The following is a 21892-nucleotide window of genomic DNA, read 5'->3' as shown; positions in this document are numbered from 1 at the left end:
CCTCGTGCGGATGATCGGTGCTCGCTCGGATCCAGTTTTGTCCCGGAAGTCGAGTACAAAGACGCGGGTTGCCACCGTAAAGATGGTCGCCGCAGCCAGAAAACCTCGCCATGTGCAGCATGGCAAACAAGCGCATTCCGAATATCAACCGGTGTCGCCTTGCGGGTTCCAGCCTCCTCCGAGCGCCCGGAACGAGGCGATCGCACCACGCGCGGCGGCGGCGCGCGCCTGGATGGCTCCATCGCGCGTCTCGAACAGGCGGCGGTCCGCATCGAGCACTTCGATGAGGCTCGCATAGCCGCCCTTGTAGGCGGCGAACGACGCATTGCGCGCGCGAGTCAGAGAGGTTTCGCCCTGCGCCAGGGCCGCCGACCGTGCCTCCTGTTGGACGAGGGTCGAGAATGCGTCCTCGACATCTTGCGAGGCGCGCAGCACCGTCAGACGATAGGCGGCAAGCGCTTCGACATTGCGGCCCTTGGCCGCCTTGATCTCCGCGTCCACCCGGCCGAAATCGAACAGCCGCCAGCGCAGCCCCAATATGCCGTTGGCTTGCGTCGCATTTCCAGTGAACAGTCCGCCCGCCGCCGTCGTCGCCGTACCGAGCAAGCCGCTCAGCGAGATCTTCGGATAATATTCCGAGACGGCGACGCCGATGCGGGCGTTGGAGGCGGCCAGCGTACGCTCGGCCGCGATGATGTCGGGCCGACGACGCAGCAGCGCGGCCGGCCCGCCCGCCGCCGAGACCGCGGGGGCAAGCGGTATCGGGGCAAGGACCGCGAGCTCGACGCGCGTGGAGCCGGGTTGCAGGCCAAGCATCACGTCGAGCGCATTCATCGCCATGTCGAGTTCGTTCTGCAGCGCCGGAACGGCGGCGCACACCTGGAACAGCGCGCCTTCGGCCTGCCGAAGCTGCAGCTCGGCCGCTACGCCTTTGCTATATTGCAGGCCAATGAGGTCGACGAGCTTCTGCTGGGTATCGAGCTGCGCGCGCGCGACATCGAGGCGCGCCTGCAGCATCCGGATCGCGACATAGGTGTCGGCGACTTGCGCCGCGACCGACAGCCGTGCCGCTGTCGCGCCCGCCTGCGAGGCCTGCCAGTCGGCGCGGGCGGCATCACGGGCGGCGTCGCGGCCGCCGAACAGGTCGATCTCCCAACTCGCGCCAAGGCTCAGATCATAGGTCTCGGTCGAGCGCTCGAACTGCGGGAAGGCGCTGCCGATCCGTCCGATCGGGGTTTCGAGCGACTGATAGACTTCGCCCGCCTGCCCACTTACCTGACCGGACGGCAGCAGCGCGGCGTTCGCGCCCTTGAGTGCCGCGCGCGCCTGCATGACGCGGGCGGCGGCCTGCTGAAGATCGAGATTCTGGGCAAGGCCCCGCTCGACCAGACTGGTGAGCAACGGATCGTTGAATGAGCGCCACCAGTTTACCAGATCGACCGTTGCCGCCGCCGTGGCCCGCCCCTCGACCGCCGGCGCCCCCTGGAAGGTGGTGGGCGCTGTGGTTTCAGGGCGCACATAGCGCGGCCCCACGGCGCAGCCGGCGAGCAAGAGCGAGCCGCTGGCGGCTAACAGGATCAAAGATTTGGGCCGCATCACACCCTCAACAGGAACACAGATCGGTGTGACCAATATGCGGCGTAGTCACCCGTTGTCAATCTCGACCGCAAGCTCTAAGATCGGGCGATGACAACCAGTCCCCCTGATGCACCCGCACGCGGGCCCGCCGAACATGCCGTGCGAGACCAGATCATCGCCGCCGCGCATCAGTGCTTCGCGCGCTACGGCTATGGCAAGACAACGGTCTCCGACTTGGCCAAGGAGATCGGTTTTTCCAAGGCCTATATCTACCGTTTTTTCGAGTCGAAGCAGGCGATCGGCGAGGCCATCTGTAGCGAGCGACTGGACCGCCTTACCATCGAGGCGCGCCGGGCTATCGACGAGGGCGGCAGCGCCACGGATCGTCTGCGCCGCATGTTCAGGACATTGACCGAGCTGAGCGTCCAGCTCTTCTTCGACGATCGCAAGATCTACGAGATCGCGGCACTGTCGGCGGCCGAGCGCTGGAGTTCGACTGAGGCCTATTTCGCAACGCTCAACGCCATGCTGACGGAGATCGTCAAGCAGGGCCGCGAGAATGGCGAGTTCGAGCGCAAGACGCCGATCGACGAAACCTGTCGCGCCATCTTCTACACGATGATGCCGTTCATCGACCCGCTCCATCTCGACCGCAATCTCGACCTGCTCCCCGATGCGCAGATCGAAGTGTGCGGCCTGATCCTGCGCAGTCTCGCACCATAAGCTCATTGATCTGGACCAGTGACCACTTGACACAATAGTCACACGGATACAAATGGACCTCCTCATGGAGGATCGCCGCGTGACGAATCGCTATCGCCAAACTCTCATCGCGCCGGTGCTGCTGGCGCTCGCGCTCGCCGGCTGTGGCAAGTCGGACAAGGATCCGCGCACCGAGCCCCCGCTGGTGCGCGTGAGCTCGACCTCGCAGGCCGGCGAGGCGACCCGCGAATTCACCGGCGTGGTCGCGGCGCGGGTGCAGAGCGATCTTGGCTTCCGCGTTGGCGGCAAGGTCATCGAACGCCTCGTCGATGCAGGGCAGCCGGTGCGACGCGGACAGCCGCTGATGCGGATCGACCAGACCGATCTTGCGCTCACCACCCGCGCCTCGCAGGAAAGCGTGCAGGCGGCCCGTGCCCGCGCCGTGCAGACGGCAGCCGACGAGAAGCGTTTGCGCGATCTGGTCGGTGCCGGCGCCGTCTCGGCGTCGGCCTACGATCAGGCCAAGGCGGCGGCGGATTCCGCGCGCGCCCAACTCGCGGCGGCCGAGGCGCAGGCCCGCGTGTCGCGCAACGAAGCCAATTACAGCGTGCTGCTGGCCGATGCCGACGGCATTATCGTCGAGACGCTGGCCGAACCCGGCCAGGTGGTCGCCGCCGGTCAGATCGTCGTGCGGCTCGCCCGCTCCGGTCCGCGCGAGGCGCTGGTCCAGCTCCCCGAGACGGTGCGTCCCGCGATCGGCTCGGCCGCCCGCGCGCGCACCTTTGACGGGGCAACGGGCACGGCGCGGCTGCGCCAGCTCTCCAATGCCGCCGATCCCGCGACGCGCACCTTCGAGGCGCGCTATGTGCTCGACGGCGCGCCCATGCGCGCGCCGCTCGGTTCGACCGTCACCATCGCGCTGTCGCAGCCCGGAGAGATGGCTCAGACCGTGGTGCCGCTCGGCGCCATCCGCGATGCCGGCAAGGGTCCGGGGGTCTGGGTGATCCGCGACGGCAAGCCCGCAACGATTGCATGGCGTCCGGTCCGCATCTCCGCACTCGGCGAAGAGACCGCCACCATCACGTCGGGCCTCAAGCCCGGCGAGCGCTTCGTGGCGATGGGCGCGCATATGCTCCACCAGGGTCAGGCCGTGCGCATCGCCGCCCCTGTCGCGGGAGCGACCCGATGAGCGATCATGGCCCCGAGGCCGCCGCTGCGGGCGTATCCGAGAAGCGCGGATTCAACCTCTCCGCGCTCGCGGTCCGCGAAAAAGCCGTCACTCTCTTTTTCCTGATCGCCATCGTCGGCGCGGGCATCTTCTCGTTCCTCAGCCTTGGGCGCGCCGAGGATCCGAGCTTCACCATCAAGGTGATGACTGTGGTCACGGCTTGGCCCGGCGCCACCGCGCAGGAGATGCAGGATCAGGTCGCCGAGCCGCTGGAAAAGCGGCTGCAGGAGCTGCGCTGGTATGATCGCAGCGAGACCTTCACGCGTCCGGGGCTTGCCTTCACAACGCTGACGCTGATCGACAAGACGCCGCCGCGCGAGGTGCAGGAGCAATTCTATCAGGCGCGCAAGAAGCTGGGCGACGAAGTCAGGAACCTTCCCCAGGGCGTCGTCGGTCCCTTCATCAACGATGAATATGGCGATGTGACCTTCGCCCTCTACGCGCTCAAGGCTAAGGGCGAGCCGCAGCGCCTGCTCGCGCGCGAGGCCGAGAGCCTGCGCCAGCGCCTGCTGCACGTCCCCGGCGTCAACAAGATCAACATCATCGGCGAACGGCCACAGCGCATCTATGTCGAATTCGCACAGGATCGGCTCGCGACGCTCGGCGTCTCTCCGCGCGACATCTTCGCTGCGCTCGCCAGCCAGAACCTCATCACGCCTGCCGGCGCGATCGAGACCAAGGGCCAGCAGACGGTGGTGCGTCTCGACGGCGCGTTCGACGATCTCTCCAAGGTGCGCGACGTGCCGATCGTCTCGAACGGCCGCACGCTACGCCTCTCCGACATCGCCAAGGTGGAGCGCGGCTATGAGGATCCGGCGACCTTCCTGATCCGCAGCGAGGGCGAGCCGACCATCCTGCTCGGCGTCGTCATGCGCGAGGGCTGGAACGGCCTCGATCTCGGCAAGTCGCTCAAGGCGGAGATTGGCAAGATCACCGCCGAGCTGCCCGTCGGCATGAGCCTGACGCCCGTCACCGATCAGGCGGTGAACATCTCCGAGGCCGTCGACCAGTTCATGCACACCTTCCTCGAGGCGCTCGCGATCGTCATGATCGTCAGCCTCATCAGTCTGGGATGGCGCGTCGGCATCGTCGTAGCCGCCGCCGTGCCGCTGACGCTCGCGGTCGTGCTGGTCATCATGTGGGCGACGGGCCGCGTGCTAGACCGCATCACGCTCGGTGCGCTCATTCTCGCGCTCGGTCTCCTCGTCGACGACGCGATCATCGCCATCGAGATGATGGTGGTGAAGATGGAGGAAGGCTATGACCGCATCAAGGCATCGGCCTATGCGTGGAGCCATACGGCAGCGCCGATGCTCGCGGGCACGCTGCTGACGGTAATCGGCCTGATGCCGGTCGGGTTCGCGCAGTCGACCGCCGGCGAATATGCCGGCAACATCTTCTGGGTCGTCGGCTTCGCGCTGATCGCCTCATGGTTCGTGGCGGTCATTTTCACCCCCTATATGGGCGTGAAGCTCCTGCCCAAGATCAAGCCGGTCGAGGGCGGCCACGCCGCGATCTACGAGACGCCGCGCTACCAGAAGGTCCGCGGGGTCATCAGTTGGGCGGTGCGACGCAAGAAGCTGGTCGCGCTCGCAACGCTCGGCGCTTTCCTCGTCGCGGGCGCCGGCATGCCCATCGTCAAGAAGCAGTTCTTCCCCGCGTCCGACCGGCCCGAAGTGCTGGTCGAGGTGCAGATGCCCAAGGGCACCGCGATCGCGCAAACCGCCAGCGCCGCGCAGGAAGTCGAGACATGGCTGCGCAAGCAACCCGAAGCCAAGGTCGTCACCACCTATATTGGACAGGGCGCCCCGCGCTTCTTCATGTCGCTCTCGCCCGAACTGCCCGATCCCTCCTTCGCCAAGATCATCGTGCGCACGCCCGACGAAGAAGCACGCGATGCGCTGAAGGTCCGGCTGCGGCAGGCCGCGGCGAATGGTCTTGCCCCTGCGGCCCGGGTCCGCGCGACCCAGCTCGTGTTCGGCCCTTATTCGCCGTTCCCGGTGGCGTTCCGCGTCGGCGGTCCCGACCTTGCCACCGTCCGCACGATCGCGGCGAAGGTGCAGGACGTGTTGCAAGCCGATCCCATGATGCGCACCGTCAACAGCGACTGGGGCGATCGGGCGCCCGCCTTGCACTTCGTGCTCGATCAGGATCGCCTGCGTGCCATCGGTCTCACGTCGAGCGATGTCGCCCAGCAGCTCCAGTTCCTTCTGACCGGCGTCACCGTCAGCCAGGCCCGCGAGGACATCCGCACCGTCAATGTCGTGGTCCGTTCATCGGGAACCGATCGCCTCGACCCGGCGCGGATCGGCGATTACACGCTCACCGGCGCCCAGGGTCAGCACGTGCCGGTCAGCCAGATCGGTCGCATGGAGGTCCGCATGGAGGATCCGATCCTCCAGCGCCGCGACCGTGTGCCGACCATCACCGTGCGCGGCGACATCGCCGACGGGCTCCAGCCCCCTGACGTCTCGACCGCGATGATGAAGAAGCTGCAGCCAATCATCAAGGATCTGCCCGCCGGCTATCATATCGACATGGCCGGTTCGATCGAGGAAGCGGGCAAGGCCAATGCGGCGCTCGCGCCGGTCTTCCCGATCATGTTCGTGCTGATGATGATCGTCATCATCCTTCAGGTGCGCAGCCTCTCGGCGATGTGGATCGTGCTGCTGACCGCACCGCTTGGCCTGGTCGGGGTCGTGCCGACCCTGCTGCTGACGGGCCAGCCCTTCGGGTTCAACGCGATCCTGGGTCTCATCGCGCTCGCCGGCATCCTCATGCGCAACACGCTGATCCTGATGGGCCAGATCCATGACAATGAGCGTGCGGGCCTCACGCCGTTCGATGCGGTGGTCGAGGCGACGGTGCAGCGCTCGCGGCCCGTCATCCTGACCGCGCTGGCCGCCGTGCTGGCGTTCGTGCCGCTCATCAGCTCGGTGTTCTGGGGCTCGATGGCGGTGACCCTCATCGGCGGCACATTGGGCGGGACCGTCCTCACCCTGCTGTTCCTGCCCGCCCTCTATGCGCTCTGGTATCGCATCACGCCCCCGTCCGGCGACGATCGCGCCGCGACCCCCGCTCTCGCCCATGGTCCTGCCGATGGCCCGACGCACGACGCCGCGCCGCAGGAGCGCCCGACATGAGCACGTCCAATCGATCAGGAGATGGTCCATGGCATTAGGAGAATGGCTGCGCGGCCTGTGGTCCGGCACGAAACGCTATGTCGAGGCGCTGGCCTGGGCGGCAGACTATGATCCGGTTGAGGAGCAGCGCCGCTGGATCGCGGGCCTTGAGGAGCGCGTCAGGCGGATCGAGGCGGGATTGCCCGGAGCGCCGACGGCGCAGGACCGGCCTGCGCACCGGCCCACCCAGACATGAGGCGCCGCGCCGAGACCGACGACCCGCTCCTGATCGCCGAGGATATTCTGTCCGCCAAATGGACCCTGCCTATCCTCCGCGTGCTTGGAGGCGGGCCGGCACGGTTCTCCGGGCTGCGGACGGCCATTCCGGGGGTGTCGGCGAACATCCTCGCGGGGCGGCTGCGCGATCTCGAAGAAGCGGGCATCCTCGGCAGGACGACGCTGCCGCCGCCCGCCGACTGCCAGGTCTATGCCCTGACCGATATCGGCGAGGCCGCCCGTCCGATCCTGCTGGCGATCGCACGATGGGCCACGCGCCTGCACGGCGAAACTGAGCCGCTGGACAAGGGGCAACCCCAAAGGAGCATGAAATGACGAAACCGGTTCTGGTCACAGGCGCCGCGGGCACCATCGGCTACGCCGTGTGCAACATTCTGCTGGAACGGGGTCTCAAGGTCAGGGGGATGGTTCGGGCGATCGGCGACCGCTCGAACCAACTTGCCGATCGAGGCGCCGAGATAGTCGTGGGCGATCTTCTCGATCTGCATGCAGCGCATCGCGCGATCGAAGGGTGCGACCATATCTACTTCGGTATGAGCGTCTCGCCGACCTATCTCGAGGCGGCTGTCAACATCGCCGCGGTCGCCCGCCATCACAGGGTCCGTGCATTCGTCAATATATCGCAGATGACCGTGTCGCAGATGAGTGTGACGGCGAGCACCGACAGCCCGCAACAGAAGCTGCATTGGCTGGCGGAACAGGCACTGAACTGGTCGGGGCTCCCGCTCGTCCATGTTCGCCCGACGGCTTTTCTCGATACGTTCTTTCTGCGCCTGTCGATGCAATCGGTCCGCGATCATAGGCAAATCCGCTTGCCCTTCGGACATGGCAAAATCTCGCCGATCGCGAGCGAGGACGTCGCCAGGGCGATCGCCGCGATCCTGCAGGCGCCCGATGAGCATATCGGCAAGGTCTATGAACTGACCGGCGCCCGCTCGCACGACATGAACGATATTGCCGCGGCGTTCTCCAGGGGCCTGGGTGAGACAATCACCTATGTCGATGTGCCATTTGAGCCTTGGCGCGAAGCGCTCGAAGCCAGCGGTATGCTGACCCAGCATGTCCTTGCTCATCTTAGCACGATGGCGCTTCTCATTCAGGAAAATCGCTACGATCGCATGACCAGCGACGTCGAAACCATCACCGGCAAACCGCCGATGGGCGTCGAGGCATTCGTGCTGCGGCATATGCAGGCCTATCGCGCGCAGGCCTGAACGCGAACGCGACCTTACTGCTCCAATATCCTCATCCACTGGCCTCGAACAGGAGATAGCCATGCAAAAGACCGTGCTGATTACCGGCGTATCCTCAGGGATCGGTGCAGCGACCGCCAAGGCCCTGGCCGAGGGGGGCTACCGCGTCTTCGGCGGCGCGCGCAACCCCGACAAGGTGCGCCCCGTTCCCGGCATCGAGCTGGTCGCGATGGATGTCTGCAATGACGCCCAGGTGCGCGAAGCCGTCGCCCATGTGTTCCAGAAGGCCGGGCGCATCGATATCGTCATCAACAATGCCGGTGTGTCGCTGGTCGGTCCGGTCGAGGCGGCAAGCGACAGCGAGGCCCAGGCGCTGTTCGACACCAACCTGTTTGGCGCGCTGCGGGTCATGCGCGCCGTGCTGCCCGTCATGCGGGCGCAGCGCGCAAGCCTGATCGTCAATGTGAGTTCGGTGCTCGGCTTCCTCCCCGCGCCGTTCATGGGCCTCTATGCCAGCAGCAAGTTCGCGCTGGAGGGCCTGTCGGAATCGCTCGATCACGAAGTGCGCGGGTTCGGCGTGCGCGTCATGCTGGTAGAACCCAACTTCACCAGCACGAGCCTCGACACCAATGCCTGGCAGTCGAAGGAGCATATCCCGGCCTATACCGGGGCATTCCTGGACACCGTCGATGCGGTCAAGAAGCAGGTCGCCGGCGGCACCGCGCCGGCGGCGGTCGCGGCGCGGATCGTCGCCGCGATCGAGGGCAAATACCAGATGCGCCATCCGGCCGATCGCGGCGCCAAGCTGCTCAGCATCCTGCGCCGCTTCGCGCCTGCCGCCCCGGTCGACAAGGGCATCCGCAAAACCTTCGGCCTCAAGGCCTAAGACGCGATCAAAGGGATTGCGAGATGAGCATCGCTGCACAGGGGCCAGGACAGGACAGGCCGGCGACCGCCCTGGATGATCGCAAGGCGGCGATCCGCCACGCCATTCTCGATGGGCCCGTGCTCAGGATCCTGCTGCGTCTGGCCCTGCCGACGATCGCGGTGCTCGTGGCCCAAACGCTCGTCGGCATTATCGAGACCTACTATGTCTCCAGGCTTGGCACCGACGCGCTGGTGGGCGTCTCGGTCGTCTTCCCGGTCTGGATGCTGATGACGATGATGTCGGCCGGAGGGATTGGCGGCGGGGTTGCCTCCGCTGTGGCGCGCGCGATCGGAGCCGACCGCCACGTCGACGCCGACGATCATGTGCTGCACGCGACCATGCTCGGCATCGTCATGGGCCTCCTGTTCATGGCCGCGATCTGGTTGTGGGGGCCGTGGCTGTTCGAGGGGCTTGGTGCACGTGGTGGCGCGCTCGCGCAGGCCATCACCTATTCGCGCTGGCTGTCCCTGAGCGCTGTTCCGATCTGGGTGGTGAACCTTTGCTCGGCCGCGCTGCGCGGCGCTGGCAACGTCAAGACGCCCGCGCTCGTCTCCCTCATGGGCGTCGTCATCCTCGTGCCCTTGTCGCCGCTGCTGATCTTCGGCGTGGCTCGCTGCAGGGCCTGGGGATTGCGGGCGCGGGCCTTGCCGTCACGATCTACTACAGCGCCGCCAGTCTCATCCTGCTGCGCTATCTGCTCACGGGGCGCGCCGGACTGACGCTGACCATCAACCCGCTGCGCAGCGCACTCTTCCGCGACGTGCTCGGGGTCGGGCTGATCTCTTCCGTCGGCGTGATCCAGATCAACCTTGCCGTCATCATCGTCACCGGCACGGTCGGCCGCTTCGGCGAGGCCGCGATCGGCGGCTACGGCATCGGCGCCCGGCTCGATTATCTGTTCATACCCGTGCTGTTCGGCCTGGGGAGCGCGATGCTGACCATGATCGGAACCTGCATCGGCGCGAGCCGGATCGATCGCGCGAAGCGCATCGCGGCGATGGGCACGATCCTGGGGGCTGGCTTCACCGGATGCGTGGGCCTGATCGTGTCGGTGCATCCGACGCTCTGGCTCGGCATCTTCAGCCGCGATCCCGGCGTGCTGCAGGACGGTGCGGTCTATCTCCATGTCGCGGGCCTGTCTTATCCGGCGATGGCGGCGGCGTTCGTGCTCAGCTTCGTCTCGCAGGGGTCGGGTCGTCCCGGATGGACCACCTTTGCCGGGACCGTGCGCCTCGCGGTCGCCGCCGGCATCGGGTGGCTTGCGGTCGCGCAGTGGGGCGCTGATCTTCACACCCTCTCGCTGATCGTCGCGCTCGGTCAGGTGGCGGCTGCCGCCATCTGCCTGTGGGCCGCCTGGCGCGGGCATATCTGGCCGCGCCCTCGCGTCGGCGGCCCCGCGCTCGGCAGCGGGCAACCTTGAAACCATCATCATCAAGGAGAACATCATGGTCATCCTCTTTCTCACCAGCATGATCGGCGCGGGCGCGCCGGCGGCGCCGGTGCGCGACATCCAGCAGGTTGCGATCGACGCGATCACTGGCGCATCGCGTCAGGCGCCCGTTGCTCGCTATGTGTCGGCCGAGGACCGCGCGCCTATCGATCCCCAGTCCGAGATCGTCGACCGGATCACCGGCCGCAACATCGCCTATCCCGCGCCATCGGGGCGCGCCGATATCGCCGGCGATCCGCAGGCGGCGATCGTGCGTGCAATCACCGGCCGAAAGTGACAGCCCGCAAGGGCGCGGCATAAACACCGGCGCGCGCAGCATCGCGCAAATCCTCGCGGCCTTGCCGCACCGTTATCCGATGCTGCTGGTCGATCGCGTCGAGACGCTCGTGCCGGGCGGGGCCATTCACGCGGTCAAGGCCGTCAGCATGAACGAGGGCTTCTTCCGGGGGCATTTTCACGGCCGCCCGACCATGCCTGGCCTCTTGCAGATCGAGGCGCTGGCGCAGGCTGCAGGTATCCTCGCAGTGGAAACGCTCGGTGTCAGCGGCAGCCGCAAGCTGGTCTATTTCCTGTCCATCGAGCACGCGAAGTTCCGCGCGCCCGTGGAGCCGGGTGTCCTGCTCGACCTGAAGGCCAGCTTCCTTCAGCAGCGCGCGCGCATCAGCAAGCTGCGGGGCGTCGCCAGCGTCGCCGGCAAGGTGACGTGCGAGGTCGACTTCACCGCGATGATCGCCGATCCGCTGTCTTGATGCTTCGCGCCTAGCTACGCGCTTTCCCACAAGCGAACGGCGATCAAGATGGGCCGGGCTTTCCCAATGGGATGCCGAAACGGGAATGGTGCGCGCTGTTGTATGGGCCGCTAGAAGAGCGGCTATTGCGAGGTGAAGGATGACGACAGACCAATCCGCTGGGTGGGAGGCAGTCGCCGACCAGTTTATGGCCATTCGCTCGCAGGTCGGCGCAAAATTGGTTCGATCTTGGGCGAAAGACCGCATGCCCCGGTCGGCTGTAATCTTGGACATAGGGTGCGGCTCCGGCGTGCCGATCGCCCAATCACTGGTGAATGACGGTTTTTCAGTATGGGGCGTCGATGCATCGCCTTCGTTGATTTCCGCTTACCGGCTTAACTTCCCCGACATGCCCGCCGTCTGCGAACCGGCTCAGGACAGCTCCTTCTTTGGCAGAAACTTTGTCGGTGCGATCTCGATCGGGCTTATCTTTCTGCTTGGCGAGGACGACCAGAGGAAACTTCTCACTAGCGTTGCTAATGTGCTGGAATCCGGCGGGCGGTTTCTGTTCAGCGCCCCACGCGAGGTCTGCCGTTGGAATGATACGCTAACGGGCCGTGCATCAATGTCGCTGGGGGCGGATGCATATGCGGCGCACCTTACTAGCGTTGGGCTGCGATTGGACGACTGCCGATCCGACGAAGGCGGGAACAACTACTACGAGGCGGTCAAACCTATTTGACGCGCCACAGCAGGCCATCCCACAAACGAACGTCTTGCGAGATGCCCCGTGTCAGCGCGCGTAGGCGCGAGGATGACAGGAGAGGGTTTCCCAAACCCTGTTCCCGATTGAGTTTTCCCGAAATAGCGCATCGGAGATGGGAAACGGAACGGTTCGCTATCGTTAAGGGGCGGCTTAAAGAAGCCGTCGTCATCGACTAAAGGCAATGTGGAGCGGCTGTCCGGAGGGTCGAGACGCTCGGAGGGCCGTTCACGTCACCAAAGGGGAACGGCGATACGTGGTCGGCAGCAGCCAGTTGCTATCGTAGCGCTACGGCGTAGGAATAATGCCCATCTTCATCGGGCGTGGCCTGCCATACCGCCGCTGGCCGCCTTCCGCCGCCTTGCCCATCCAGACGCCGCAATGGCTACGCCTGCCGTCACCGGGCGAGGTGATGGGCTACAGTTCAGCATCGTGATCGACTTGGCTCGCCCCTCACCCGGATGCCCAACTGTTGAATTTTGATGCGCTGGCACAATCGGTCGCTAAGAAGGTCTATCGGGGGGAAGCTATGGCGTCTGAGCAACCATATTTGGCATTCGATCCGCGATTTCTTGATCGCCATGCTGGCCCAATCATTTCGGACCTTTCTGTCGCGCTAGTCGAACTTGTTGCTAATGCTTGGGATGCCTACGCGACGAAGGTCGATATAATCTGGCCCACCAACGACGGCTCCCGGAAGTTCTCGATCAAAGATAATGGCCGCGGCATGACCGCCGCGCAATTCGAGCAGCGTTGGGGCGTGTTCGACTATAACCGGGTGAAGGCCGAAGGTGAGTATGTTTCCCCGCCCGCGGACCTCGCCGAGCTGGCACCGCGCCGCATCTATGGACGCAATGGGCGCGGCCGGCATGGCGGTTTCGCGTTCTCCAATCCCTATGACATCACCGTCGAAGCGGCCGGGGAGAAAATCACTTATCGCGTTTCGCGAGGCGGCCATCGGCCCTTCGACTGGCAGATCATCAAGCGCGAGGCGGGAACCAGCCACGGTGTTGAAGTCAGCGCTGTAGAGCCGACCCGACTCCGGCTCAGTGCCGCCGATGTGCGTGAAGTGCTCGGTACTCGCTTTCTTACCGATCCGAACTTTGAGGTATCTGTCGACGGTCAAGCCGTCAGCTTCGACGACATTCCTCGGGATTTCCTGCGGAAGAGCTTCGTCGACATCCCAGAGATCGGCAGAGCAAAGATTCTGATGATCGACTCGCAGCGCGCCGATCGCACGACCCGCCAGCACGGAATCGCTTGGCACGTTAACAACCGGCTGGTGGGCGATTGCGGCTGGCGCGGGACCGACTACGAACGTGTGCTTGATGGCCGTTCCAGTGAGGCCAAGCGCTTCACTTTCATCGTCTTCGCTGACTTCCTAGCGGATACCGACGCGATTTTGCCTGACTGGTCGGGGTTCCAGCAAGGTAACGAAACCTGGAAAAAGACCCAGGTCGCTGTACAAGACAAAATTCGCGAGGAAATCGCTGCTTTCAGCGCCGAGCGGCGCTCGGAAACCAAGGAGGCGGTTCGCGAGCGCTATGCGTCGACGGTCGTCCAAATCGCCCCGAGCGCGCGCGAGCGGTGGAATAGGTTTGTCGATCAGGTCATCGATACCTGTCCCGGCATCTCGCCCGACCAGATCGATCAAGTCGCCGGCGTTCTTGCCAATCTTGAAGCGTCTTCTTCGCAATATAGCTTGCTCGCGCGACTGCATGGGCTCAAGCCGGGTGAACTGGACCAGCTCGACAACATTCTCGCAGACTGGAGCGTCGCTACGGCCAAGTTGGCGCTAGATGAAATCCAGAACAGGTTAAAGCTGATCCGCGAACTGCACGATAAACTCCGCGACGAGCGCGCCGATGAGGTTCGGGAGTTGCAGCCACTTATTGAGCGTAGCTTGTGGGTGTTCGGTCCGGAATTCGAAAGCATCGAATTCACCTCCAATCGCGGCATGTCGGAAGTCATCAAGCGGCTGCTCGGCGGCACCGCCCAAGGTAGTCTCAATCGGCCTGACTTCGTGATCCTTCCCGACGGCAGCGTCGGCCTGTTCGCGCGTCCCGCGTTCGACGATCAGCATGAGGTAATCGGCGTCGCGCATCTGGTCGTGGTCGAACTGAAACGGCCGGGAATCCCAATCGGCATGGACCAGAAGAATCAGGCGTGGAAATATGTCGTGGAATTGCAGACCCGTGGCCTGATCGACGATGCCACGCGCGTCACCTGTTTCGTCTTAGGATCACAGCTAACGCCGCGCGAAGGCGTCCGCGAGGAAGGCCGCACGAAGATCATCCCGATGGCCTACGAGACATTCATCAAGCGCGCCGAGACAAGAATGCTTAATCTCTACGCCCGTCTGGCCGAAGCGCCATTTCTTCGTGATGCCGGTCTCGACGCGGATACCTTCGTCGCTGAGCCAGCCCCCCGCCAAGGCGGCTTAGGCCTACATTCTTAGTACTCAAGGGCTCCGTGACGACGTGCGTCGATGGAAGATCGTTATCAAGAACTGTGCCCGGCATCAGCTCGGGAATAGCAAATCACCGCCCCTATCAGGTATCGTTTAAAGGCTCGTGATGGATATGCATGGTGCAGGCTCAGAAGTATTCGGCTAGAGCCAGTCACGATCGGGGGGACTGACTGGGGGAATATTATGACGACCGTGCCGTCGGCACCTATCGAATATCAGCTCATCGGCCTCGCCGAAGACGGCGGCGTCGGGGATCTATTAGCGGGCCTCGATCAGAAGCAGGGGCGTGTCCGCCTTCAAGCCCTAATATCCGAATGGTTACGAATGGAGAATCTCGTCGTTCTGACGGGATCGGGCACGTCTGTTTCCGCCGGCGGCAAGACGATGGCCAATCTCGAAACGGCCGTATTCGGCACGATCGAGGCGCTGCCCGACATTCCAGCCTCAGTTACTCCAATCATCGAAGCCCGTAAAAACGCTGTCCTTCTTGCCGCCTTCGACGACGATGAGCCTATCGGTTTCGAGGCATGGCTTTCGTTCGTCGCCAACGCTCTGGTCGTCGCAGAGTCGCCTGGCGGGCCATTTTCCGCCGTGACCTGGCCGAGCACGCCCGAGCCCAGCGTTGCCGATCTGCGTTGGTTCGTCGATCGGCTTCGCATGGCGATCTTCGCCGAGTGCGCGCTCTCACTACCCGATACCGGGCTGGTCACGTCCGCCGACAAGATCGCGCCGCATCTTGCGTTTCTGTCCAAGCTTGTGGCGCGAGATAGCAATCTCGGACGCACTCATCTCTTCACGCTCAATTACGACACGCTCTTCGAGCAGGCATTGGAGCTTCTAGGAGTCCAGTATTTCGACGGGTTCACAGGCCGCGCCTCCGCCCGGTTCGATCCTTCCGTTTATGGATTGGACATCTACTATCCGGGCGAGGTGGCGGAGGGCCGCGTCCGACGCTTCGACAAGTTCCTCCATTTTTACAAGCTTCACGGCTCAATCCACTGGTTCGAGCACGGCCATGAAATGCGCGCGCGACATCCCGACCTGATGCCGTTCCAGACATACGCTAGCCTGACATCTGAGCAGAAAGCCGGGGTGCTTCCGGCTTTGGCTGGAGGCACCCCCTCGGTCGGAATTCTGCCGACTGCCAACAAATTCGCTCAGACGCTCGCGATGCCCTACGCGCACCTGTTCCGGTCTTTTCAGGTGCGGCTTGGCATCCCCCAAACCTTCCTTCTCGTGCTGGGCTATGGCTTTGGCGACGATCATGTCAGCCGCATCATCGAGAACGCGCTGATGAATCCTTCGCTGGTGATGCTTGTGGTCGAACCCAATCCGAATAGTCCGGTGATCGCGCGCATTCGGCGATACAAGGATCTCGGCAAGCGCGCTTTCGTCCTCTGTCCCGCGACGGATACCTTCGCTGCAACGCCGTTTAAGCACGCGACCTTCGACGACTTCGCTCGAACGGTGATGCCCGATGTGCAGTGGCTCGACGATTTCCTGCGCTTGCGCCGCTTCGAAAAGCAGATCGCTTCCTCCGCGACGTCAGCCGTCGCGGACACGGAGAGCGCGGATGGATAACCCCCGCCTCGTCGGCCATATCGTCTCGGTGCAAGGCTTCCGGGTGAAGGTGGAACTGCTGCCCGAAACTCGGTCGGCGTTGCGCGCGACGCTGGACGGCGTGCAAGCGGCCATCGCGATCAACGCCTATCTGACCTTCTCGCTCGGCGCCGGCGAGACCGTGATCGGCATCATCACCGATCTGGAGGCTCGTGAGACCTTCGACCCCGGCAGCGGCGACGATCTCAGTCTCGAACTGATGAAGCCGCGCCGGGTCGCCAGCGTCCAGTTGCTCGGAACGATCGAGCACAAGGACGAAGAGCCCGCCTTCAGTCCGGGTATCTCCGTGCTGCCGACGCTCGACACGCCAGCGGAAATCGGATCGCCCGACATCCTTCGTGCGGTGTTCGAGATACCGCCTCGCCGCAACAAGCCGGAGGGCTACGACGCGAAGGATTTTGATTGCGATCTGAAAATCGGATTCCCGAGCGGCCAGGACCGCAACGTCGTGCGGGCTTCCTATAACGACCTGTTCTCGCGGCCGCTGGCGATCGTGGGCAATACCGGCTCGGGCAAATCCTTCTCGGTGTCGAGCCTGATCCAGAAGGCGATGGCTGCGCTCGATGGCGCGGCCGAGGAGCCGCACGTCTTCATCCTGGACATCAATGGCGAATACGCCAAAGCCTTCCCGACGGCCGAAGCGGCGCAACGCTTGCCGGATCGCATCTACCTCAATGGAAACGAGTTCGGCCTTCCGCTCTGGTTTCTGAACGCGGAGGAAATCTGTGCGTGGCTGAGCGCGTCGGAACAGACGCAAGAGCCCGTGCTGAAGGACTGGTGGGCGATTGCCAAGGGCGGCAGCGCGACTGCCGCCGCCAGTATGGGAGCTCTTCAGAATGGCATGAGCGCGCTCGACCAGCTCTTGAGCGAACTGACGAAAATCAAGAAGAAGGCAGCCGGCTCTTATTGCGATGCCGTGATAGGCCACCTCGCCGATACTGACATTGATACAGACCCGTTCGCCGGCCTGTTTACCGCTCATCGGTCAGCCAGCGATTTCAACACCGAGGTCATGAACAATCAGGCCGCCATAGCGGCGGAGGCGGAGAAGCTGAAAGACGCGATTCGCGCCAAGATTGTCGGTGGTAGCGGCACGGCGGAGGCCGGCGCGCGCACTGCTGACTCTCCGTTGCCTATCGCGCGTGCAACGCTGACCGACCCCTCGCTCATCAATCGCGCCGTTTCCAAGGAGGATACGTTTCGCGTCGATGCCCATCTGACGACGTTGAAGCTGCGGCTGAAGACCCGCCTCGACGACAAGCGATGGCGCGCCTTCCTCAACTATGAGGAGACCGATACGAAGATCGAGAAGCTGTCCTCATGGTTCGCACGCTTCGGGCTTGGTGCTGCAACGGGACCGAAAGTATCGGTGCTCGACCTGTCGATGTTGAGCAACGAGGTTCTCCCCTATGCTTGCGCGGTGATCGGGCGGGTGTTGCTGGAGGCGCGTGAGCGCCTGCCCGCAGCCTCGCGCTATAAGCATCCGTGGGTGCTTGTTCTAGAAGAGGCGCACAATTATGCCCGCCCGGCCCGGTCAGACGAGGATCGCGGTCATCGCCTAGCGCGGCTGACATACGAGCGCATCGCCAAAGAGGGGCGCAAATTCGGCCTGTCACTCATCATCGCCAGCCAGCGGCCGAGCGAGATCAGTCAGACCATCATCAGCCAGTGCGCCAACTTCATCAGCCACCGCCTGCAAAACCCTGACGACATCGATCATTTTCGGCGCATCATCCCGATGCAGGCACGACGGCTGCTCGATCAGGTGACTATCCTGTCGTCAGGCGAGGCAATCGTATTCGGTAGCGCCTTCCATATTCCGACGCGGGTTCAATTCGACCGGCCTCAACCCGGTCCTTATAGTCAGACGGCCGCGCCCTATCATGAGTGGCGCAAGGAACAGAATCCGTTCCCGCTGTCGCAGATCATCGATGCTTGGGGTGCCTGACGAGGCGGGTGTCCGCCAGCGCCGCTCATCGGCATTGTGTGGCGGCTCATTCCAGGACACCAAGAAGGGGCCGACCCGGACGAACAGGCTGCTACCCGCTACGGCGGCAATTGGCGGAGAAAGACGCTTCGCGGTGGCGCAATCATAGTGCCACAGCGTAGGTATAGTGCTCATCCTCATCGGGCGTGGCCCGCCACACACCGCCGATTGCCGCCGCTTTCTACCCATAAGCCGCAGAGGCTACTCCGGCATGGTCGGTGATGTTGAAGGCCGTAGACTATCGCCATGTGCAGAAAGCCGCTCTTGGCGTTCACAATGTCGAAGTTGCACTAAGTACAGCCGTTGGCGAGCGCAAGTTCAGTGCGATCCTCACGAACACATTTATTTATCTCAAACCGATCATCGCGCTTGACTGCATCGTCAGAAATGGCGATGGTCAGTGCATGGGATATGCAGGCGGAAAAGGGCGGCTCTGGCAGGACATCGTGTCCTTGATGCCGCCGCACGACACTTATATCGAAACCCACCTCGGCGGCGGCGCGATCATGCGCAACAAGCGCCCCGCCCGGGTCAGCGTTGGCATCGACGTTGATGAAGACGTTATCCGTGCGGCGAGCGTCTGGGACGTTCCTGGCCTTGTGCTGCACCATGCCGACGCGCTAGCGTTTCTCTCGGGCTACGCCTTCGACGGCCGCGAACTCGTATATTTAGACCCCCCCTATGTCGCGGCAACCAAGAAGAACCGCCGTTACTACCGGCACGAATATAGTGACGAGGACCATTGCAAGCTCCTCGACGCGGTTCTGCAACTGCGCTGCCGGGTCATGATCTCAGGTTATCCTTCTCCGCTCTACGAGCAGGCGCTTCGCGGATGGGAGGTTAAGGAACTCGTCAATGTCAGCCATGCCGGGCTCCGCCGCGAGCGGATATGGGCGAACTTCGAATTCTCCCCAGATCTCCACGACTATGCGCCGATTGGCGGCAGCTTTCGCGAACGCGAACGCATCCGTCGCAAGACCAGCCGATGGGTGCACAAACTCGCCCAGTTGCCGGACCTAGAACGCCGCGCGGTGCTCGCCGCGCTCATCCAATCGTCAGACATTGAGCCTGACTTCGCCCAGCACCTGATCGCCGGCCGCAAACGCGAAGCGGCGGTATGACTGAGTTCTGGCGCGCCCCACTTGCAGAGACGGTTCGCACCTCGCAGCGCCTGGCGCGCCGCCAAGTCGCGTTAGGTGACGTCGCCAACTGGCTTGAATGCTATGCCGAAGCCGCGCCGACCTCTTCGAACCAGGGGGTGGCAAACATTCCTTTCCAGCGCTGGTTTCACTTCAAAGAAGCCTTTTCGCCCAAATTCGTTGCCGACACGCTGGGTGCGCTGCCGTACAAAGTCGATCGATGTCTCGATCCATTCGGTGGCAGCGGCACGACCGCCGTGACCTGCCGCATGCTCGGCATCTCTTCCGATGTCGTCGAGGTCAATCCATTCCTGGCCGATCTTATCGAGGCCAAGCTGACCCCTGTGCCGGCCGCCAACTTCTGCGCGGCCTATGATCGCCTGCTGTCGGACCTTGAAATCGAGGCAAGCGACGGTCTCCCAATCGCGGGCATGCCGCCGACGTTGGCCGAGCCTGGTGTGAAGGGCCGCTTCGTCTTCGCCGCCGACGTCTATGCGACGATCCGCGCGATTGTGCGGGCATCGGCCGACCTGCCGATGGACGAGGCACGCCTGCTCAGGGTGCTTCTGGGGTCAGTGCTCGTCCCCAACAGCAACGTCACCATCAACGGCAAAGGGCGGCGCTACCGCCGCGGCTGGGAAACGCGGCGTCGCTCGGCCGCCGATCTCATCGCCAGCCTTGACGATGCGATCGATATGGCCGCCGCCGACCTCACCTCCTATTCCGGGCCGCGCCGGGGCCGCCATGTCGTCCATCGCGGCGATGCCCGGAGCGCACTGGCGGGCGTCGATCATGCGGACGTGGCGGTCTTCTCGCCGCCATACCCCAACTCATTTGACTACACCGACGTCTACAATCTCGAACTGTGGATGCTCGGATATCTGCAGTCCGGCCCAGACAATCGCACGCTGCGCCATCAGACGCTGCGGTCGCATGTGCAGATGAAATGGCGCGAGACGCAGCGTATCGTGGCCTCTGCGGCGCTCGACGAAACGCTTGATGCGCTGCGCCGCGCTAGGAGCGATTTGTGGAATCCCCATATTCCCGAGATGATCGGCTTCTATTTCGACGATCTCGCCATGATTTTCATGCAGCTGCGCCGGATCCTCGCGCCGGGCCGGCACGCGGTCGTGGCCATCGGCGACAGCCAATATGGCGGCATCCATGTCGATGTTGCCTCCATTCTCGTCGAGTGCGTGCGTCCTCTGGGCTTTCGCCTGACCGAGAGCGGCGCTATCCGATCAATGCGCAATAGCTCGCAACATGGAGGGGGATTCGAGTTGTCCGAACACTGCCTGGTATTTGAGCGCGCGTAACGTGGAGTTGGGGGGAGATGCCGGGTGCCTGAAATTGCCGACCATAAGATCTCCCTGCCGACGATCGCCCGGGTCGCGCTAGCGAACTTCGACCTCTACTCCAACGAGCCGAACGCCAGCGCCGATATCGAACGTCCGGTGTTCTGCCTCATCGGCGCCAATGGCCTCGGCAAGTCCACTTTCCTGAACACCATCAATTTCGCGATCACCGGCGCGATCCCCGATCCCAGCCGCAAGTTCCAGTCGGCCCAAGACTATCTCCGCAACGCCGGGCGTGCCGATCGGGCCGACGACTATTTCAGCGGCCGCATTAGCGAGCATGCCCGCCCGATCGCGAGCGTCACCGTCGATCTCGCGTGGCCGACGACCACCGTGAGCGTCACCCGCGATTTGTTCGGCAACGCCGGCATCACACGCCTCTCGATCGGCGACTTGGCCTCCGGCGCGACCGAGGTTCGCCAATCGAGCGACGAGGACGGTAGTGATCTGACAGACCTTTATCATGCCAAGGTACTTGCGCTGACTGGTCTTGAGGATTTCGCCCAGTTTGTTTTCCTCATGCATTTCGTCGCCACCTTTGATGAAGGTCGGCATTTGCTGATGTGGGACGACGCCGCGCTCACCAACGCACTGTATCTCGCCTTCGGCGCCGATCCCGTCGCGGCCAAGGCAGCTGACAAGCTCCAGCGCGACATGGACCGGGAAAGCTCGCGCGGCCGCAACGTCCGCTTTTCCGCCCGGCACGTCGCCGATCGCATCAAGCAACTCGCCGACCTGCTCAAGGGTGCGGAAACCGATGACCACACAACGGGCGCTGAGCTTCAGGCCCAGCATGACGCGCTCGTCGCCCGGCAGGCCGAGGCGGAGCAGCGCATGCGGCGCAAGCAGGGCGAGCTGCGCGACGCAGACCTCAAGTGGACCGACCTCAGCGCCTCGCTCACTGAGACGCAGCTCGAATATCGGCGCCTATTCTCAAGCCGGCTGCAGCAATCCTCCTCGGTCGACCACCATCCCATCGTCCGCGCCACCTTGTCGGAGGACCGCTGCGCGCTCTGCGGGACCGTCCATGTCGCAGCAAAGGTCCAAACCTCCCTCGACAATGGCGATTGTCCCTTGTGCGACAGTATTCTCGATCGATCAGGCGCCGATTCGGGCGCCATTACCCAACTGCAGCGCCTTGATCGCGAGATCGCCCGCATCCGCGACGACCTTGCCACGATCCTGAATAGCCGCGCGCGGATCAGCGACGAATTCGCCGCCGCTCAAGCGAGCGAAGAGGCGGCGGCCGAAGAGCTTAGAGGCTGTCTCGAAACGGCGGCGTAATGACGGTGGACGATCGAGCTCCGGTATGATTCCAGAGGGTTGCGACAC

General features: G+C 63.8%; 20 protein-coding genes. 19 read left to right on the top strand and 1 reads right to left on the bottom strand.

The genetic code is table 11. From position 1 onward, the window contains the following. Nucleotides 1-144: 144 nt before the first annotated feature. Nucleotides 145-1596 (bottom strand): efflux transporter outer membrane subunit, encoded by a 1452-nt coding sequence (locus AAC640_RS10680; RefSeq protein WP_340266109.1) that lies wholly within the window; start codon nt 1594-1596, stop codon nt 145-147. Between the two features lie 90 nt (nt 1597-1686). On the opposite strand from AAC640_RS10680, the gene AAC640_RS10675 reads away from it, so the two are divergent. The 19 genes from AAC640_RS10675 (at nt 1687) to AAC640_RS10585 (ending at nt 21844) form a co-directional block, all read left to right on the top strand. Further along, nucleotides 1687-2301, top strand: a complete 615-nt coding sequence (locus AAC640_RS10675) for a TetR/AcrR family transcriptional regulator (RefSeq protein WP_340266108.1) — start codon at nt 1687-1689, stop codon at nt 2299-2301. A gap of 52 nt (nt 2302-2353) precedes the next feature. Further along, nucleotides 2354-3469, top strand: coding sequence for an efflux RND transporter periplasmic adaptor subunit (locus AAC640_RS10670; protein WP_340266107.1), 1116 nt, complete (start codon nt 2354-2356; stop codon nt 3467-3469). After that, nucleotides 3466-6651 (top strand): efflux RND transporter permease subunit, encoded by a 3186-nt coding sequence (locus AAC640_RS10665; RefSeq protein WP_340266106.1) that lies wholly within the window; start codon nt 3466-3468, stop codon nt 6649-6651. Before AAC640_RS10670 ends, AAC640_RS10665 begins: the two co-directional genes overlap by 4 nt. Before the next feature lie 28 nt (nt 6652-6679). Next, complete coding sequence (locus tag AAC640_RS10660) at nt 6680-6886, top strand: hypothetical protein (protein ID WP_340266105.1); 207 nt, start codon at nt 6680-6682, stop codon at nt 6884-6886. Beyond that, entirely contained in the window at nt 6883-7242 is a 360-nt protein-coding gene (locus tag AAC640_RS10655; protein ID WP_340266104.1) for a winged helix-turn-helix transcriptional regulator, read from the top strand. The genes AAC640_RS10660 and AAC640_RS10655 overlap by 4 nt, the downstream gene beginning before the upstream one ends. After that, nucleotides 7239-8141, top strand: coding sequence for an NmrA family NAD(P)-binding protein (locus tag AAC640_RS10650; protein WP_340266103.1), 903 nt, complete (start codon nt 7239-7241; stop codon nt 8139-8141). Before AAC640_RS10655 ends, AAC640_RS10650 begins: the two co-directional genes overlap by 4 nt. Nucleotides 8142-8202: 61 nt before the next feature. Then, nucleotides 8203-9006 (top strand): oxidoreductase, encoded by an 804-nt coding sequence (locus AAC640_RS10645; protein ID WP_340266102.1) that lies wholly within the window; start codon nt 8203-8205, stop codon nt 9004-9006. A gap of 23 nt (nt 9007-9029) precedes the next feature. Continuing rightward, complete coding sequence (locus tag AAC640_RS10640) at nt 9030-9767, top strand: MATE family efflux transporter (protein WP_340266101.1); 738 nt, start codon at nt 9030-9032, stop codon at nt 9765-9767. Between the two features lie 74 nt (nt 9768-9841). Continuing rightward, entirely contained in the window at nt 9842-10468 is a 627-nt protein-coding gene (locus tag AAC640_RS10635; RefSeq protein WP_340266100.1) for an MATE family efflux transporter, read from the top strand. Between the two features lie 25 nt (nt 10469-10493). Then, complete coding sequence (locus AAC640_RS10630) at nt 10494-10775, top strand: hypothetical protein (protein ID WP_340266099.1); 282 nt, start codon at nt 10494-10496, stop codon at nt 10773-10775. A gap of 19 nt (nt 10776-10794) precedes the next feature. Continuing rightward, complete coding sequence (gene fabZ / locus AAC640_RS10625; protein WP_340266259.1) at nt 10795-11247, top strand: 3-hydroxyacyl-ACP dehydratase FabZ; 453 nt, start codon at nt 10795-10797, stop codon at nt 11245-11247. A 139-nt stretch (nt 11248-11386) separates the two neighbouring features. Next, on the top strand, nt 11387-11968 hold the full coding sequence (locus AAC640_RS10620; protein WP_340266098.1) for a class I SAM-dependent methyltransferase: 582 nt from the start codon (nt 11387-11389) through the stop codon (nt 11966-11968). A gap of 325 nt (nt 11969-12293) precedes the next feature. Continuing rightward, the gene (locus AAC640_RS10615; protein WP_340266097.1) at nt 12294-12425 is read left to right on the top strand and encodes a hypothetical protein; all 132 of its coding nucleotides are present in this window, start codon (nt 12294-12296) and stop codon (nt 12423-12425) included. A 36-nt stretch (nt 12426-12461) separates the two neighbouring features. After that, a complete protein-coding gene (locus tag AAC640_RS10610; RefSeq protein WP_340266096.1) occupies nt 12462-14447 on the top strand; it encodes an ATP-binding protein in 1986 nt (661 codons plus the stop codon). Between the two features lie 195 nt (nt 14448-14642). Next, on the top strand, nt 14643-16040 hold the full coding sequence (locus tag AAC640_RS10605) for an SIR2 family protein (protein WP_340266095.1): 1398 nt from the start codon (nt 14643-14645) through the stop codon (nt 16038-16040). Beyond that, nucleotides 16033-18027: an ATP-binding protein gene (locus AAC640_RS10600; protein ID WP_340266094.1), complete on the top strand. Its 1995-nt coding sequence runs from the start codon at nt 16033-16035 to the stop codon at nt 18025-18027. The genes AAC640_RS10605 and AAC640_RS10600 overlap by 8 nt, the downstream gene beginning before the upstream one ends. A gap of 257 nt (nt 18028-18284) precedes the next feature. Next, on the top strand, nt 18285-19187 hold the full coding sequence (locus AAC640_RS10595) for a DNA adenine methylase (RefSeq protein WP_340266093.1): 903 nt from the start codon (nt 18285-18287) through the stop codon (nt 19185-19187). Further along, nucleotides 19184-20521 carry a hypothetical protein gene (locus tag AAC640_RS10590; protein ID WP_340266092.1) on the top strand — a complete coding sequence of 446 codons (1338 nt, stop codon included), beginning with the start codon at nt 19184-19186 and terminating at the stop codon, nt 20519-20521. Before AAC640_RS10595 ends, AAC640_RS10590 begins: the two co-directional genes overlap by 4 nt. A 24-nt stretch (nt 20522-20545) precedes the next feature. Further along, a complete protein-coding gene (locus AAC640_RS10585) occupies nt 20546-21844 on the top strand; it encodes an AAA family ATPase (protein WP_340266091.1) in 1299 nt (432 codons plus the stop codon). The last annotated feature ends 48 nt before the right edge of the window (nt 21845-21892 follow it).

The organism is Sphingobium mellinum (genome assembly GCF_037860795.1).
Taxonomy (GTDB): Bacteria; Pseudomonadota; Alphaproteobacteria; order Sphingomonadales; family Sphingomonadaceae; genus Sphingobium; species Sphingobium mellinum.
The sequence above is the reverse complement of the archived record's forward strand: the minus strand, read 5'-3'. Positions and strand labels throughout refer to the sequence as shown.